The sequence below is a fragment of the Gulosibacter sp. genome (genome assembly GCF_052090685.1).
Lineage (GTDB): Bacteria > Actinomycetota > Actinomycetes > Actinomycetales > Microbacteriaceae > Gulosibacter.
The window spans coordinates 1-16,970 of the sequence record NZ_JBQDBE010000018.1; the positions used below are offsets into that span (position 1 = coordinate 1).

Annotated in this window: 13 protein-coding genes and 1 pseudogene; 13 read left to right on the plus strand and 1 reads right to left on the minus strand. The window is 58.8% G+C overall.

The features are described 5' to 3' along the window. The 12 genes and pseudogenes from ACTHXA_RS11620 to ACTHXA_RS11675 form a co-directional block, all read left to right on the plus strand. A pseudogene (locus ACTHXA_RS11620) lies at window positions 1–2,294 on the plus strand (DNA-directed RNA polymerase subunit beta'); the annotation flags it as partial. 128 nt (window positions 2,295–2,422) lie between these two features. After that, complete coding sequence (locus ACTHXA_RS11625) at window positions 2,423–3,925, plus strand: hypothetical protein (RefSeq protein WP_441672530.1); 1,503 nt, start codon at window positions 2,423–2,425, stop codon at window positions 3,923–3,925. A 2-nt stretch (window positions 3,926–3,927) separates the two neighbouring features. Continuing rightward, on the plus strand, window positions 3,928–4,383 hold the full coding sequence (locus ACTHXA_RS11630; RefSeq protein WP_441672532.1) for a hypothetical protein: 456 nt from the start codon (window positions 3,928–3,930) through the stop codon (window positions 4,381–4,383). Between the two features lie 256 nt (window positions 4,384–4,639). Then, complete coding sequence (rpsL, locus tag ACTHXA_RS11635) at window positions 4,640–5,011, plus strand: 30S ribosomal protein S12 (protein WP_026937634.1); 372 nt, start codon at window positions 4,640–4,642, stop codon at window positions 5,009–5,011. Continuing rightward, window positions 5,011–5,481, plus strand: a complete 471-nt coding sequence (gene rpsG, locus ACTHXA_RS11640; RefSeq protein ID WP_441672534.1) for a 30S ribosomal protein S7 — start codon at window positions 5,011–5,013, stop codon at window positions 5,479–5,481. The genes rpsL and rpsG overlap by 1 nt, the downstream gene beginning before the upstream one ends. 120 nt (window positions 5,482–5,601) lie before the next feature. Further along, window positions 5,602–7,716, plus strand: a complete 2,115-nt coding sequence (gene fusA / locus ACTHXA_RS11645) for an elongation factor G (protein ID WP_441672536.1) — start codon at window positions 5,602–5,604, stop codon at window positions 7,714–7,716. Between the two features lie 129 nt (window positions 7,717–7,845). Continuing rightward, the gene (tuf, locus tag ACTHXA_RS11650; protein ID WP_441672538.1) at window positions 7,846–9,036 is read left to right on the plus strand and encodes an elongation factor Tu; all 1,191 of its coding nucleotides are present in this window, start codon (window positions 7,846–7,848) and stop codon (window positions 9,034–9,036) included. Window positions 9,037–9,781: 745 nt separating this feature from the next. Beyond that, window positions 9,782–12,367 carry a SpaA isopeptide-forming pilin-related protein gene (locus tag ACTHXA_RS11655; protein ID WP_441672540.1) on the plus strand — a complete coding sequence of 862 codons (2,586 nt, stop codon included), beginning with the start codon at window positions 9,782–9,784 and terminating at the stop codon, window positions 12,365–12,367. 72 nt (window positions 12,368–12,439) lie between these two features. After that, window positions 12,440–13,912 carry a SpaH/EbpB family LPXTG-anchored major pilin gene (locus tag ACTHXA_RS11660; RefSeq protein WP_441672542.1) on the plus strand — a complete coding sequence of 491 codons (1,473 nt, stop codon included), beginning with the start codon at window positions 12,440–12,442 and terminating at the stop codon, window positions 13,910–13,912. A 107-nt stretch (window positions 13,913–14,019) separates the two neighbouring features. Next, window positions 14,020–14,235: a hypothetical protein gene (locus ACTHXA_RS11665; protein WP_441672544.1), complete on the plus strand. Its 216-nt coding sequence runs from the start codon at window positions 14,020–14,022 to the stop codon at window positions 14,233–14,235. A gap of 68 nt (window positions 14,236–14,303) precedes the next feature. Further along, the gene (locus ACTHXA_RS11670; RefSeq protein ID WP_441672650.1) at window positions 14,304–15,188 is read left to right on the plus strand and encodes a class C sortase; all 885 of its coding nucleotides are present in this window, start codon (window positions 14,304–14,306) and stop codon (window positions 15,186–15,188) included. Window positions 15,189–15,327: 139 nt separating this feature from the next. After that, window positions 15,328–15,534 carry an Rv0909 family putative TA system antitoxin gene (locus ACTHXA_RS11675; protein WP_441672546.1) on the plus strand — a complete coding sequence of 69 codons (207 nt, stop codon included), beginning with the start codon at window positions 15,328–15,330 and terminating at the stop codon, window positions 15,532–15,534. A 176-nt stretch (window positions 15,535–15,710) separates the two neighbouring features. Here the strand turns inward: ACTHXA_RS11675 and ACTHXA_RS11680 are convergent, their stop codons facing one another. Further along, on the minus strand, window positions 15,711–16,481 hold the full coding sequence (locus ACTHXA_RS11680; RefSeq protein WP_441672548.1) for an isocitrate lyase/PEP mutase family protein: 771 nt from the start codon (window positions 16,479–16,481) through the stop codon (window positions 15,711–15,713). Between the two features lie 176 nt (window positions 16,482–16,657). Between ACTHXA_RS11680 and ACTHXA_RS11685 the strand changes: the two genes are divergently transcribed. After that, window positions 16,658–16,864, plus strand: coding sequence for an Rv0909 family putative TA system antitoxin (locus ACTHXA_RS11685; RefSeq protein WP_441672550.1), 207 nt, complete (start codon window positions 16,658–16,660; stop codon window positions 16,862–16,864). Window positions 16,865–16,970 lie beyond the last annotated feature (106 nt).

Below are 16,970 nucleotides of genomic sequence, written 5' to 3' on the forward strand. Positions count from 1 at the left end.
GCTCGGCGTTCAACGCTGACTTCGACGGTGACCAGATGGCTGTGCACCTGCCGCTCTCGGTTGAGGCACAGGCTGAGGCCCGCGTGCTCATGCTCGCGTCGAACAACATCCTCAAGCCTTCGGACGGTCGCCCGGTGACCCTGCCCTCGCAGGACATGGTCGCGGGTCTGTACCACCTCACCTTCGAGCTTCCGGATGCCGTGGGTGCCGGTCGTGCCTTCGCGTCGATTGCCGAGGCGATCATGGCTCAGGATGAAGGCTCGCTGCACCTCAACGCACCCATCACGGTGCGTGTGGAGAACGTCACGCCGCAGCGCGGTCAGGAGCCGGAAGGCTTCGAGCTGGGCCAGGCGCTCACGCTCAAGACCACGCTTGGTCGCGCACTGTTCAACGAGTTGCTGCCGACCGAGTACCCCTACCTTGAAGACACGATGACCAAGGGTCGGCTGTCGGATGTCGTGAACTACCTTGCCGAGCGTTTCGACAAGGATGTGGTGGCCGCCACCCTCGACAAGATCAAGGACGCCGGTTTCTACTGGGCAACTCGCTCGGGAATTTCGCTTTCGGTTGCGGACGTCATCGTCCCCGACACGAAGGATGCGATCATCGCCGAGACCGAGACCAAGGTCGCGGAGCTCCGTGAGGACTACGCGATGGGTCTGTCCACGCAGCAGGAATACCGCGAGAAGACGATCGCGCTGTGGGAAGCGGCAACCGACCGGGTTGCTGAAGACACCCGCGAGCAGTTCCCCGAGAGCAACTCGATTCACCGCATGGTGACCGCAGGTGCAAACGGTAACTGGCTGCAGGTTCGTCAGATCGCCGGTATGCGAGGCATCGTGGCAAACCCGAAGGGTGAGAAGATCGCTCGTCCGATCATCCACTCCTACCGTGAGGGCCTCACGGTGCTCGAGTACTTCTCATCCACGCACGGTGCCCGTAAGGGTCTTGCTGACACCGCTCTGAAGACCGCCGACTCGGGTTACCTGACCCGTCGTCTGGTGGACGTCTCGCAGGATGTCATCATCCGCGAGGAAGACTGCGGTACTCGCAAGGGCCTCAAGCTGCCGATCGCACAGACCAACGCTGCCGGTGAGCGCGAGCTCGCCGAAAACGTGGAGAACTCGGTCTACGCGCGTACCCTCGCAACCGACGTGACCGACGCATCCGGTGAGGTGCTCGGCCAGGCTGGTGAGCCAGTGGGTGACGTACTTATTGAGCGCCTCTACAACGCCGGTGTCTCGGAAGTGCTGATCCGTTCGGTACTGACCTGTGAATCGCAGGTCGGTGTCTGCTCGAAGTGCTACGGCCGCTCGATGGCGTCCAGCCACCTTGCGGACATGGGTGAGGCTGTCGGTATTATCGCCGCGCAGTCCATCGGTGAGCCCGGTACCCAGCTGACGATGCGTACCTTCCACACCGGTGGTGTGGCTTCGGGTACCGACATCACGCAGGGTCTGCCGCGTGTGCAGGAGCTCTTCGAGGCACGTACCCCTAAGGGTGCTGCGAGCCTCGCGAAGTTTGCCGGTACCATCTCGATCCAGGACACCGAGCGGTCGCGCAAGATTGTGCTGACCCCGGATGCTGAGGATGAAGAGGTACTCACGTACCCCGTTTCGAAGCGTGCAGAACTGTACGTTGAGGACGGCGAACGCGTGGAGCCGGGCACCCAGCTCGTTGAAGGTCCGCTCGACCCGAAGGAGGTGCTCGAGGTTCTCGGTACCACCGCGGTCCAGAAGTACCTCGTCAAGGGCGTGCAGGAGGTTTACAACAGCCAGGGTGTGCCGATCCACGACAAGCACATCGAGGTCATCGTTCGCCAGATGCTCCGCAAGGTCACCATCAACGACTCCGGTGAAACTGTGATGCTCCCAGGTGAGCTGGTCGACCGCCAGCGCTTCCAAGCACAGAACCGTCAGGCAGTGCAGGAGGGGCAGCGCCCCGCATCCGGTCGCCCCGAGGTCATGGGTATTACCAAGGCGTCGCTCGCTACCGAGTCGTGGCTGTCGGCCGCTTCGTTCCAGGAAACCACCCGCGTTCTCACGCAGGCGGCTATGGAACAGAAGACCGACCCGCTGCTCGGCCTCAAGGAGAACGTCATCATCGGTCGCCTCATCACCGCGGGTACCGGGCTCCCGAGCTACGGCAACCAGGTCGTGGAACCGACCGAAGAGGCAATCGCCGAGCGGTACCCCTACGTCGAGTCAACGGAAGAGTTCGGGGAGACCCTCTCCTTCGCGGACTTCGACAGCTACAGCCAGGGTGAAGACTTCGGTCTCGACCTGAGCAACTAGCAACATTCCATAACTCACTGGCTGGGTAGCCGCCGATCGCGGCTACCCAGCCAGTTTTTGGTTTCCGCAATGCCGCGCGCGCCGTGTGAATGCCAAGGATCGGCCAGATTCTCTCTTACAGTGACCGTATGAACGATCAGCAGCGCTCGACTCCGCAGCCATTCGATGACGGACCACGGATGGACGTGGACCCGCACCTGCTGCCGCCTGCAGCAAGGAAACCGCGCCCGGCCGCGACCGGTACCGCTACGCCCGAATCTGATCGACAAGATTCCGCCGCCCCCGAATACACGCGTGATCATGCGGCAGTGCACGACACCGATGCGATCGACACGAGCGAATTCGAGCACGCTGATGCTCACGCGGGGGCCCATGCCGATCGCGGTGCTCCTATCGAGCGTGAAATCCCCGTCGATCGCGGTGCTAACGCCGAGGCCCCCGGTGCCTTCAGCGCATCCGCACCCGAGCAGCCGGTACCGGCCACCGATATTCCGCCCGAGCCGGGGGAGCAGGATGCGGTGCATCACGAACCCGAGGTCCAGGCCGCTGAGAGCCAAGCGGCCGACCCCAATTACATTGCCGAATCGGATGTCGCCGAGGAACCTGCGGCGGATGCATCCGCGGATACCGCAGTTGCCGGTGCGGCAGCCGCCGGTGCCGCGGGAGCAGCGGGCTCGCAAAGTCGGCTAGACGAAGCAGTCCAGCGCTCGCGCGCGATTCCGTATGAGGAACGCGCAACGCGAGAGCGGACCACGGACACTAACGAGTCCGTCTCGGACGTGGCAGCCACCGATACCGACGCACTCGATGACCAGGACGCAGCCACCCGTGACGGTCACCGCCACGATACGGATGCTGACGGCGCAGCGCTGGTGACTGCAGACGGCACCGACGCGGACCGCACCGACCGCGCGGATGCTGACACCGCGGAAGCCGAAGACCCCACCGCGGTCTACTCCACGGTCACCGAAGAAGAACTGCGCGAGGACGAACGCCGTCGCGAAGACGATGAGTTTAGCGAAACGATGCTCGGCAGTACCTCGACCGAGGGGCTCATCATTCCGCCCCAAAAGCGTGGCAACCGCACGTTCGCGCTCATCGGGGCCGTGATCACGACAATCATCTTTGCCGTGCTCTACGCCCTGGTATTTGCCGGTGCCCGATTCCTCGTCACCTCGGGAGCTGATTTCCTCGGTGATGCCTGGGCCTTCGTTGGCACGGCGGCGTTCTACGTACCAGTCGCGTTCTTTGGCATCGTGATGATTCTCTGGTCTGTACTCTCCAACCGCGCCGGCTGGTGGTCGTTTATCCTCGCCAGCTTCTTCCTCGCAGTCATCGCATTCGGCGGACACTATGTGGGACTCGCCGGGCAAGAAGTTATCAACGGACAGCCCTGGTCAAATGAACACTTTCTTAACTTGTTGACCTCGCCCGAGCACCTGCCGGGGGCACTGATCGCCTTCATTACCGCACGCGAGTCGGCGAACTGGGTTGGTGGCCTGATCGCAGCGCGCGGGCGTCGCGTCAAACGCCTGAACCAGCGCGACCAGGATGAGTATGATCGTCGTGTTGAAGAAGAACGCAAGGCAAGCGCCATCGCCAACAATGAACCGATCGAAGTTGAGCGCTAGACATGACCACAGGTCCGCAGATCCGAGCCACCTTTGATCTCCCCACCAATTGGGAAAATTTCGATTGGGAAAACACCATCGGGGGAGCACGCCACACGGTAAGCTCCCACGGTTTCGTGCCGAATATCCTGGTCACCCTGGATAAATGGCCAGGGAACGTGAGCCCCGACGAAGCGATTGAAATCGTCGCGGCACAACTCAAGAACGCTGGCGCACGCATCCTCACTAGCAGTGACTTGGGCGGCGAGCCCCCGCAGGTAGAACTCCAGAGCGAGACCACCGATGAGAACGGGATGCTCATGCGCACCCGCTATCGACTGCAGTTGCTCGCGGTTGCGGAGAACACGCTCGTGGCCACCGCGATCGCGACCTATCTCAAAATTCAGGAACCCGCGATCGAGAGTGACCTTGACCGCATCCTTGATTCGACCACGTTGAGCACAAGCTCGGGCAAGTAGAGCTTGACCGCATTTTGCTCTATGGGTAAGCTGGTTCGGTACATCAATTATCGGCGTGCCTGAAACGCGCGCGGTCGTCGCTCTCGTGCGAGTCTGCGTGAGCCGGAGCTACGGAGAAATTTCCGAAGCCGCGGGCGTTACCCGATTCACAGAATCACATTATGGATGTGATTCTTGAATTCTGGGTGAGGGCACCTGCCGCCGCTGCAAATGCAGCATTGCGAGAAGCACCAAATAACCCAAGGAGATCAAACAAGTGCCAACGATTCAGCAGTTGGTCCGAAAGGGCCGCAAGCCCAAGGTATCGGGCTCGAAGTCGCCCGCCCTTAAGGCAAACCCGCAGCAGCGCGGAGTGTGCACGCGCGTCTACACCACCACGCCCAAGAAGCCGAACTCGGCGCTGCGTAAGGTAGCTCGCGTGAAGCTGTCGAACGGCACTGAGGTCACCGCATACATCCCCGGTGAGGGTCACAACCTCCAGGAGCACTCGATGGTGCTCGTGCGTGGCGGTCGTGTGAAGGACCTCCCCGGTGTTCGTTACCACATCGTCCGTGGCGCACTGGACACCCAGGCAGTCAAGGACCGCAAGCAGGCCCGTAGCCACTACGGCGCGAAGAAGGAGAAGTAATGCCTCGTAAGGGTCCAGCACCCAAGCGCCCGGTCGTCACCGACCCGGTATACGGTTCACCCATCGTTACGCAGCTCATCAACAAGGTGCTCGTACACGGCAAGAAGTCCCAGGCTGAGCGCATCGTTTACGGTGCACTCGAGGCTGTTGCTGCCAAGAACGGTGAGGATGCAGTTGCAACCCTCAAGAAGGCACTCGACAACGTTCGCCCGACGCTCGAGGTTCGCTCGCGTCGTGTGGGTGGTTCGACCTACCAGGTTCCGGTTGAAGTAAAGCCGGTTCGTGCGAACACCCTCGCGCTTCGCTGGCTCACCTCGTACGCGCAGGCTCGTCGTGAGAAGACCATGACCGAGCGTCTCACCAACGAGATTCTCGATGCCTCCAACGGCCTCGGTGCCGCGGTGAAGCGTCGCGAAGACATGCACAAGATGGCCGAATCCAACAAGGCCTTCGCCCACTACCGCTGGTAGTACACAAACCGGTCAACACGAGCAGTTAAAAATCCTGCGTAATAATGCGTGTTGGCCGGTCGGTTGTTTCGACTCGATCGCATCCCCTCATCCAGAAGCTACAAGTAACGGGAGATATCCGTGGCACAGGACGTGCAAACTAACCTCAAGAAGGTTCGCAATATCGGCATCATGGCCCACATTGATGCCGGTAAGACCACAACTACAGAGCGCATCCTGTTCTACACGGGCGTCAACCACAAGATTGGTGAAAGCCACGACGGTGCGGCCACCATGGACTGGATGGAGCAGGAGCAGGAGCGTGGTATCACCATTACCTCGGCTGCGACCACCTGTTTCTGGAACGACACGCAGATCAACATCATTGACACCCCCGGTCACGTTGACTTCACCGTTGAGGTAGAGCGCTCGCTGCGCGTGCTCGACGGTGCGGTCGCAGTGTTCGACGGCAAGGAGGGCGTTGAGCCCCAGTCGGAGACCGTGTGGCGTCAGGCTGACAAGTACGAAGTTCCGCGCATGTGCTTCATCAACAAGATGGACAAGCTCGGCGCTGACTTCTACTACTCGGTTGACACGATCAAGTCGCGCCTCGGCATCAAGCCGCTCGTGCTGCAGCTGCCGATCGGTGTTGAGAACGACTTCGTCGGTGTGGTTGACCTCATCAAGATGGAAGCGCTCACCTGGCGCGGTGACGCCAAGGGCGTCGTTGCTCCCGGTGCAGATGCCGTTGTTGAAGAGATCCCCGCCGACCTCAAGGAGCGTGCGGAGGAATACCGTGCCGAGCTCCTCGAGTCGGTCGCCGAAGCGAATGACGAACTGCTCGAGAAGTACCTCGGTGGCGAAGAGCTCACCGAAGAAGAAATCTACGCCGGAATCCGCGAGCTGACGATCAGCACGCAGGCCTTCCCCGTGATGTGCGGTACCGCGTTCAAGAACCGCGGCATCCAGCCCATGCTCGACAACGTGGTTCGCTTCCTGCCTTCGCCCCTCGACGTGCCGCCGATGATCGGTCACGACGTCAAGGACGAAGAGATCGAGATCACTCGCGAGCCATCAGAGGATGCTCCATTCTCCGCTCTCGCGTTCAAGGTCGCGGTGCACCCGTTCTACGGTCGTCTCACCTACATCCGTGTGTACTCCGGTCACGTCGGTGCGGGTACCCAGGTACTCAACTCGACCAAGGGTAAGAAGGAGCGCATCGGAAAGCTCTTCCAGATGCACTCGAACAAGGAAAACCCGGTTGAAGCAGTTCACGCGGGGCACATCTACGCGGCGATCGGTCTGAAGGACACCACCACCGGTGACACCCTCTCGGCACTCGACCAGCCCGTCATCCTTGAGTCGATGACCTTCCCCGAGCCCGTAATCTCGGTTGCTATCGAGCCAAACTCGAAGGCTGACCAGGAGAAGCTCGGTACCGCGATCCAGAAGCTCGCTGAAGAAGACCCGACGTTCCGCGTCGAGCTCAATCCGGAGACTGGCCAGACCACGATCTCGGGTATGGGTGAGCTGCACCTCGACGTGCTCGTTGACCGCATGAAGCGCGAGTTCAAGGTTGAGGCGAGCATCGGTAAGCCGCAGGTTGCCTACCGTGAAACCTTGCGCCGTACCGTCGAGAAGTTCGACTACACGCACAAGAAGCAGACCGGTGGTTCCGGTCAGTTCGCGAAGGTCCAGATCAAGCTCGAACCCATGGAGGTTGAGGGCGACAAGATCTACGAGTTCGACAACGCCGTTACCGGTGGTCGCGTTCCTCGCGAGTACATTCCTTCCGTCGACGCAGGTATCCAGGATGCGATGCGCGTCGGCATTCTGGCTGGCTACCCGCTGGTCGGTGTCAAGGCAACCCTCCTTGATGGTCAGTACCACGATGTTGACTCGTCTGAAATGGCGTTCAAGATTGCTGGATCCATGGCCTTCCGGGAAGCTGCTCCTAAGGCAAGCCCCGCGCTGCTCGAACCGCTGATGAAGGTCGAGGTGCGCACGCCTGAGGAGTACATGGGTGATGTGATCGGCGACCTGAACTCACGTCGTGGTCAGATCCAGTCGATGGAGGATGCTTCCGGCGTCAAGCTGGTGAGCGCACTGGTTCCGCTGTCCGAAATGTTCGGCTACATCGGCGACCTTCGCAGCAAGACCTCCGGTCGTGCTGTGTACTCGATGGAGTTTGACTCCTATGCGGAGGTCCCGAAGGCTGTTGCCGACGAGATCATCCAGAAGAGCAAGGGCGAATAAGCTCAAGCTCAATCGCCCGGAGATTCGCCAGTGAATCGCCAGGTAACATAATCATCTGTCCAATTTCCAAGACTCGTTTCACGCTACCGCGTGAGTCGAATCCAAGAAACTGTCCTGAGGAGGACCACAGTGGCCAAGGCCAAGTTCGAGCGGACCAAGCCGCACGTAAACATCGGAACCATCGGTCACGTTGACCACGGTAAGACGACGCTGTCCGCAGCGATCTCGAAGGTACTTGCTGACAAGTACCCTTCGGAAACCAACGTCCAGCGTGACTTCGGCACCATTGACTCGGCTCCGGAAGAGCGCCAGCGTGGTATCACGATCAACATCTCGCACATCGAGTACGAGACTGAGAAGCGTCACTACGCACACGTTGACGCTCCTGGTCACGCCGACTACGTGAAGAACATGATCACCGGTGCCGCACAGATGGACGGCGCAATCCTCGTTGTTGCCGCCACTGACGGCCCGATGGCGCAGACCCGTGAGCACGTTCTGCTCGCAAAGCAGGTTGGCGTTCCTTACCTGCTCGCAGCGCTGAACAAGTCGGATGCAGTTGACGACGAAGAGATCCTTGAGCTCGTTGAGCTCGAGGTTCAGGAGCTCCTCGCTTCGCAGGGCTTTGACGAAGAGGCTCCGATCGTTCGCGTATCGGCACTCAAGGCACTCGAAGGCGAAGAGAAGTGGGTCAACTCGATCCTCGAGCTCATGGACGCAGTCGACGAGAACGTACCCGACCCGGTACGTGACCGCGACCAGCCATTCCTCATGCCTGTTGAGGACGTCTTCACGATCACCGGTCGTGGAACCGTTGTAACCGGTCGCGCCGAGCGCGGTACCCTCAAGATCAACTCTGACGTTGAGATCGTTGGTATCCGCCCCACGCAGAAGACCACCGTTACCGGTATCGAGATGTTCCACAAGCAGCTCGACGAGGCATGGGCCGGCGAGAACTGTGGTCTCCTCCTCCGCGGTCTCAAGCGTGAAGACGTAGAGCGCGGCCAGGTTGTTGTTGAGCCGGGAACCACCACCCCGCACACCAACTTCGAGGGCACCGCGTACATCCTCTCGAAGGAAGAGGGTGGCCGTCACAACCCGTTCTACTCGAACTACCGCCCGCAGTTCTACTTCCGCACCACGGACGTAACCGGCGTTATCACCCTTCCTGCTGACAAGGAAATGGTTATGCCTGGTGACACCGTTGACATGACGGTTGAGCTCATCCAGCCAATCGCTATGGAAGAGGGCCTCGGCTTCGCTATCCGTGAGGGTGGCCGCACCGTAGGCGCCGGTACCGTGACCAAGGTCACCAAGTAGTCTTCGTGACTCTGTAGCTTCCAGCTACACACTCTTCGGGGTCGAGCAGTTTTACTGCTCGGCCCCGTTTTTGGTTTCCACAGCGGGGTGGGCGGGTGGGTGTGTGGGTGTGGTCGGGGAGCGTGCCTGCCAGGTGGTTGCTCGTGGATGCGCTTCGATGGTCGCACGGTTCACTGTGGACGAATACTGACGCGTCTTATGACAAGCCGTCCTAGGTAAACCTATTAATTAAACAGAGAGAACCTATAAGAAATACTGGTTATACCCAATACATTAATCAATGGAACTACTAGGTAATTCGAATACCAATTGGGATAAAGGCTATGACTGTCCATATTCTTGGAACACAAAAGCCAATAGTTTCTTCTCTGCATCTTGGGTGAAATTTGCGCCACAGAGAAAGGCCACCTTCGGTCATTCTGTGAAAAACGCCCACACTCGTCATGGTGCACATAGCAGCAAAGCGACTTTCCGCGCCGCGACAGATCGAGTCCAACCACTGATCTGACCAAAAAGTGTGAACAAACGGCATGAAACTTGTAGAACAGCGCAATAAATTCCAATAAGTACAACATTCATTTACATACATGGAACTCACACGCTACGCTCATGGTTGTGTCGAGTTGATAACGGATCTGACGGCCGGATTAACAAAAATTACTGGCCAGCCTGGGTTCGTGGCTTAACAAATAGGCCCTCTACTCGGCCGTAATTGTGGCGCCCTTTTGAATCACAGGAGCTTTTTATGCGCGTTTCGCTCAGTCGCTGGTGGAGGCCCGTCGCGGCCGCAGCGGCAATGGTGCTCGCTTCAACGATCGCCGTGCCGGCGACGGCGCTGGCAACGGAAACTGAACCTCCCGAAATTGACGAAACTTCCACGCAGGCTCCGGTCGAGAAGACGGAAACAGAGACTCCAACGCCTGAAGAGGGATCTGTTGACCCTCAAGCTGAAGACGACTTCGAGGTAGAAATCACCCCATTCAGCGTCCCGCAGCCGAATAACAGCCAGTCAGTCGTGACTGTCAAAGTCGGTAGTCACAGGACCGGTACAGACAACGGGACGATTCAACCGTTGGCCGGCGCCACTCTGGGACTTTTCTCATCCCAGAACGCGAACTCGCCAGTCAGCGACACCTGGGCAAGGTGTACCTCTGATGCGGACGGGGACTGCAGCTTCACCATTCCAAACACAAATAGCGGCGGTACCAATCGTGACAGGGCACTGTACGTAAAGGCCATCGAGGCTCCCGAGGGATATCACATTGCTGGAAGTAACCGTTTAGGGACGGGAAACCCACCGAGCGCGGACGGCAGTACCTATAGCTTCCGTGTTGGTGAGCCAGGTGGGTTTTTTCAACCGGATTGGATCCTCCGCGGGGGGCAAACATACAGGTCAACACAGCATTTCATGATCAGTAGTGACAACGGTTCGAACACAGCCTCGAACGGCGTCTTTCAATTTGTGAAAGACAACCCGGTCATTAAACAGTGCGGTATCGATGTAGCGCTCATCTTCGACCTGTCTGGTTCTGTAGCTGGAAGCCAAAATCAGTTGGTCCAGGCATCAAACACCTTCGTTGATGCTCTGACCGGCACGGACTCAAGCGTCTCGCTTTACACCTTCAGTACTCTCTCGCCGGCAACTGCCTGGGGCAGCAATAGCAATACTGATACCGTCCTAGTGCCGAACCACCCTGTACAGCAAAGCGTGTCCACCACAAGTGGAGCAGACGAAGTCAAGGCCTGGTACACCAACAACAACGGCAATGCGAACTTCACGCCGAGCGGTGGAACGAACTGGGACCGAGGCCTTTATCAACCTGTTCAATCGAATAATGACTACGACGTGGCTATCGTGCTCACCGACGGTAACCCTACATTCCACGGTACGAACCACGCGGGCAATGGAAACCTTACGCGCTTCACTGAGGTGGAAGAGGGTATTTTTTCCGCAAACGCCTTGAAAGAGAAGGGCACACGAGTTGTCGCAGTCGGAGTTGGGGGAGGTGTAACGTCAGCCGCTTCAGGACTCAACCTTTCTTCTATCTCTGGCCCGAACAAGGGTAGTGACTACTTCCAAACTCAGAACTATGCCGAGGCAGCGGCCGCATTGCAAGCAATGATCGCGGAAAGCTGCGCTGGCAACATCACAGTGGTCAAGCAGGTCGTCGACTCAAACACAACAGGTGAAGACATCACGGGTGCAACGCCCGCTGCGGGCTGGGAGTTCTCCGCTGAGTCTTCGAATTCATCCGTAACATTCGATCCCAATTCTGCGCAGTCGACGACGGGCGAAACATCCGAGACAGGTGCGGTTGAATTTAGCCTCGATTTCAGCAACCCGTCGGACCTCACTGATGTAACGATAGAGGAGACGATAAGGGACGACTACTCGCTCGTTACACAGGATGGTCAGAATGCTGTTTGCGTAGATATTTCGAACGGCAACGCCCCGGTTGAAGTGCAGAACGACGGTGAATTTGGATTCACGCTTGCAGACATTGCCAGTTCAGCCAATATATCCTGCACGGTCTACAATCGGCCACCGGTCCCACACGGTTCGTTGACTCTAATCAAGGACTTCGACATCAACTACGGCGGATCTGACAGCACTGATCCTTGGACACTGACTGCAACGAAATCGGACGAAGACATCGCTCTCCAGTTTGAGAGTGGCGAAACCAACGAGCAAGTTGAACCGGGCGACTACGTCATCGGTGAATTCTATGGCGAGGGAAGCGAAGGCTCTGTCGCCAATGCAGGTTACGAGCATCGATCGACTGTGTGCACTGTTGACGGCAACGACGCGGAAATCAGTGACGATAGTTCTGTCACTGTTGCCGCCGGCACCGATGTGGTTTGTACACTCACCAACGCAGATCTCCCGGGAAGTGTGGAGTGGCTCAAGGTAGCGGATAACGGTTCGGCGCTGAACGGTTCGGTCTGGCTGCTACAAGGGCCCGGGCTTCCCGACGGTGGCGTCGAGATCGGTGACGATCACGAGCGAAACAACGGGACCGAGACCGGTGTGTTCATTATCGACGAGCTTTGGTGGGGCGACTACAAGCTCACCGAAGTCCAGGCGCCGGCTGGCTTCGTGAAGAGTGATGCTGAGTACACCTTCACAATCTCAGGCGAGGAACTGCACTGGGCCTTCGACGAGAACTTCGTCAACAAGCCTGTGCAACCCGGCACGTTGCCGCTAACCGGTGCGTTTGGAGGGGGACTGCCTTACATCGCTGGTGCCGCCGCGATTATTGCACTCATCGCGGTCGGTTGGTACACGCTACGACGCAAGCGTGCGACCGGCGATACGCTCCTCGATTCCTAGCCATCATTCTTCCACGTCACTTAACCAACTCGACAAGCAACACTCCTCACAAAAATTGAAAGGGAACAAACCATGGGTGTAACACCACTCGCGCTGGGCAAGCGCATCCTTGCCGGGCTTGGCGCGGTAGCACTTGCATCGGCGGGCCTCTTCGGAGCCGCGACCGCTGCAAACGCCGACGACCTGCCTGATCTTGGCAACATCAACTTCGAAGCGACAGGCTCGATCACCATCCACAAGCACGCCCAGCCCGAGACTGATGGGCCCGTCGGTGACGGCTCGGTCTTGGACCCGGCACCGGGTAACCCACTGCAGGGCGTCCAGTTCTCGGTGCAACCGGTCACGAGCATCGACCTCACGGATCCTGCGGTTTGGGATACTCTCGAGAATCTTGACCCGAATGACAGCACTCTTACCTTTGGTGAGACCGTTGGGCCGCAGGTGACCGGGGCCCAAGGTACAACCACTTTCGACAATCTCGGCGTGGGTGTGTACCTAGTCACTGAAGGTGAGAACACCGGTGAGAGCCACATCGTGAAGAAGGCCGAGCCATTCTTCGTGGTGATACCGTCGAATATCAACAACCAATGGGTTTACGGCATTCACGCGTATCCGAAGAACTCGGTTGCAACACTCGAGAAGACGGTTGAAGATGCCGACGCTCGTGTGCCAGGCGACCTCATCACCTGGCCGATCGCCGCAACAATGCCGACGCTCGCCGAAGGCGACTCGATTGACGCAGTGTCAATCGAAGACACAATTGATGACCGTCTTGCTTTCCTTGCGTTCGATGGCGGAGCAATCGAAAGCGCAGTCCAGAACGTGACATACGACGGCACGGCGCTAGCTGCAGGCGACTATAACGTCGACATCACTGGTCAGAAATTGACGTTCTCGCTGACCGACAATGGTCTCGGCAAGGTTAAGGCTAACTCCGGTGGCATTCTTGCATTGGATGTGCGTACCACGATCAAAGCGGGCGCAGACATTGACAATGGCATCATCCCGAACCAGGCCTTCCTCAACACCACGATCAATGACAACGAAACAAGTCGTATTCCTTCAACAGAGCCAGAGACATACTGGGGCCACGCAAAGGTGATCAAGGTTGACGGCACAAACGATGAGACGCTGGAAGGCGCAAAATTCCGGATCTATGACAATGAGACGGACGCATTGGCTGACAATGACGACAATGCACTTGTTGTCCCGGGCGCTGCGGCTGACAAGACCCTCACAACTGGTGCAAATGGCGAACTCACGTTTGGTCCTCTGAACGCGACCGAGGCGGGCAAGACCTACTACCTCGTTGAGGTGCAGGCGCCCGCTGGCTACCAGCTTCCTGAAGCAGCTGCCGACCGAGTCCACGAAGCAAAAGTCACCGCGGGCACGACGATTGCAGTAACAGTCGACAACAACAAGCAGCCGAACTTCGAGCTGCCACTCACCGGTGCTGGTGGTACCACGATGTTCATTCTTGGTGGCCTTGCGCTCGTTGCCATTGCTGTCGGTGCGGTGCTCCGCAATCGCCGCGCACACGCTTAGTCGGGACAACGCTAGCGTTGCTTGCTAACGGCAACGCCGAGGAGTGACACCACGCGGGGTACGCCATCGAGGATGGCGTACCCCGCGCTCCCATTAACACGAATGGCATGTCGCGCTATTCCGACCATGCTGTAGAGGAGACCGCCATGTTCCCACTCGGGCAACGCATCCACTCGTTTCTGCCGAATGGCACACAAACCGTCATTGACCAGGCTCCGAACTACGGAGGGCCGACCGCACTCGCCTTCTACGTGGGCGGTGCCGTTCTAGTGCTTGGAGTCGCGACGCTCTGGATTGTGTTAAATCGAAGAGGACGGCAGTGACTGAAAGATTGCAAGTCGCGCACCTGCGCCGTCAAGGAACGCCGTTGCGAAGCAGAATTTTGCTCGCGGTGATTGCGGTTCTTGGGATATTCATTATGTTGTATCCGATGACCGCACGCTGGGTGTCGCAGTTGAACCAGTCTTCGATGATCGACAATTACAGTGCCGAAGTTGACGAGATCGCGCTTGCCGAGCGAACCAAGGCGCTTGAAGACGCCCGCGAATACAACGATTCGCTACAGGCTGGGGCTGCTTTCGATCCATTCACTCAGAGCATTGCCGACATCGACAGCGCGCAGTATGACGAATATCTCAGCACGCTTGAGGGCGTGCCCACTGGGGTAATGGCTCGAATTCGCATTCCTAAGATCGATGTCGATTTGCCGATCTATCACGGCACAACAGAAGATACTCTCGAGGACGGAGTCGGTCACCTATATGGCACCGCGCTGCCAGTCGGCGGGGTCGGCACCCATTCCGTACTCACTGCGCATTCAGGGCTCGCCGACGCCGTTCTTTTCACATTCCTCGACCGCCTCGTGCCCGGGGACACCTTCGAGATCGAGGTGTACGGCGAGCGACTGACCTATGAAGTGCAAGAAATGCGGACGGTGCTGCCACACGAAACCGAATCACTGGTACCCGACCCGCTGCTCGACCAGATGACGCTCGTGACCTGCGCACCTATCGGGATCAACAGCCATCGGTTGCTCGTGACTGCTGAACGGATCCCCACGCCCATTGAAAGTGAAGGAGAAGATTACCCCGCAAAGGTCGATCTTCCAGGATTCCCTTGGTGGGCCGTCTGGGCTGGCACCGCGGTGTTGCTTGCCGTGACATACGTATTATTCAGCGGTGGTGCGCGAGGACGCCACGTGTCACAACCGAATTTGGAAGTAAGTTCGGCACCCGTCGAAGACTCCACAGTTCTTGAACCGACGCAATCTGGGTAGTGGGTGCCATGCGAGCCTCACCTGAACCAGGGCACTAGACGCCGCAATAAGCGAGTATGGCCGATCTGCAGCGAATAGAAAACTCCGCTGCCTAATGTCAACTACAGGCTCAAGTGCAGCCGCAAGGAAAGGAACACCAATGGTAGATTTCGGCAAGCTCGGCGAGCAACTCGGCGACGCGATGAAGAACGTAGACCCCAAGCAGGCTGACCAGGCGATCGACCAGGTTGCGGGCGGTGCGAAGAAGGTCACCGGTGGCAAGTTCGATGAGCAGATCGACACGGCCGCCGACAAGGTCTCGGACCTCTTCGACAAGAACGACGGCGACGCAAAGAACGCGAAATAGCCACACCGCAGCGAACATTCACGCTGCGCCCACCCCAACCTCAGTTGGGGACCACCGAAAACGCGGTTTACTACTTTCGTGAAAGTAGTAAACCGCGTTTTCGGTGGTAGCCGGCGTGCAGCGCTGAAATGCCCGCGGCGGATGCAGCTCAGGCGGTACCTATTCCCGCCGATGAGCTAATTCAGCGCCGGGGTGTCTTCGGGAATCACACCATTGCCGTAGAGATCGGTCGCGAGATCGCGGTAAGCACGCAGAGCAACGCGCTGCGTGGTCGGGCCGTAGGAAATCCGCGCGACACCGAGCGACTCGTATTCCGCGGCGGAGAGCGCTCCCGGTAGCCCGATCACGCTGAGCTTACCGCGGCCAAGACCGGCCACCAGCGTCTCGGTCGCTTCCCGGTCGAGCACTCCCGGCACAAACACGAGCGAGGCGCCCGCATCCAAGAACGCCTTGCCGCGTTCGATCGCATCCGCGAGGCTCTCGCTCAGTGGCCGGTCACCACCTCGGACAATCGCATCGGTACGGGCATTGAGCTGGAACTCGACACCCTCCGCCTCACCTGCGGCGACGATCGCCTGCACATTTGCGACGGCTTCTTCGAGCGGCACCAGTCGGTCTTCGACATTCGCACCGACCACGCCCACGCCGATCGCGCGACGAATTGTCTCGCCGGGGTTGCCGAACCCGGCGTCGAGGTCCGCGGTCACCGGCAGGTCGGTGGCCTGCACGATTCGCTCCACGGCGGCAAGGGCGAGGTCCAGGGGAATCTCGCCGTCGGCGAATCCGTGGGATGCGGCGATCGAGTGGCCCGCAGTCGCGATCGCCTTGGTCTCGGGGAGGTCTGAGACGACCTTGGTGGTGATCGCATCCCACACGTTGACCACGCGCAGGATGGTCTCGGATTCGTGGAGCTGTTTGAGGGTCTGTGCCTTATCGGATGTGCTCATGGCAGCGACCGTACGGAGCGAGCATCATAGTTGTCTGGATAGCCGGGATTGTGTGTGGATGCACGGGGAATACGAACGGGACGCCAAAAGTCCTGCTCAATACTGTTCCAGGTGTGGGTGGTCCCGCCCGCAGCAAAGAAGTGGTCAGTCGGCCACAGACGAAAGGAACCAGATTCATGGCAGATTTCGGCAACATCGGCGACAACATTTCCAACGCAGCAAAGAACATCGATGGCGAGCAGGCGGGTGAGTTCATCGACAAGTCGAGCGAGCGCGCCAAGGACGCCACCGGCAACAAGTATGACGAGCAGATCGACGGCGCCGCGGACAAGGCTTCGGGCTTCTTTGACAAGGGCGGTCAGCAGGACGACCAGCAGCGTTAATCACTACGCTGCAGCGAAAAGGGTGGAGGGGCCGAGTCTCAGTACTCGGCCCCTCCACCCTTGAGTGGATTAAGCAGGCCTAGGCGTACACCTCGGGTATAAAACG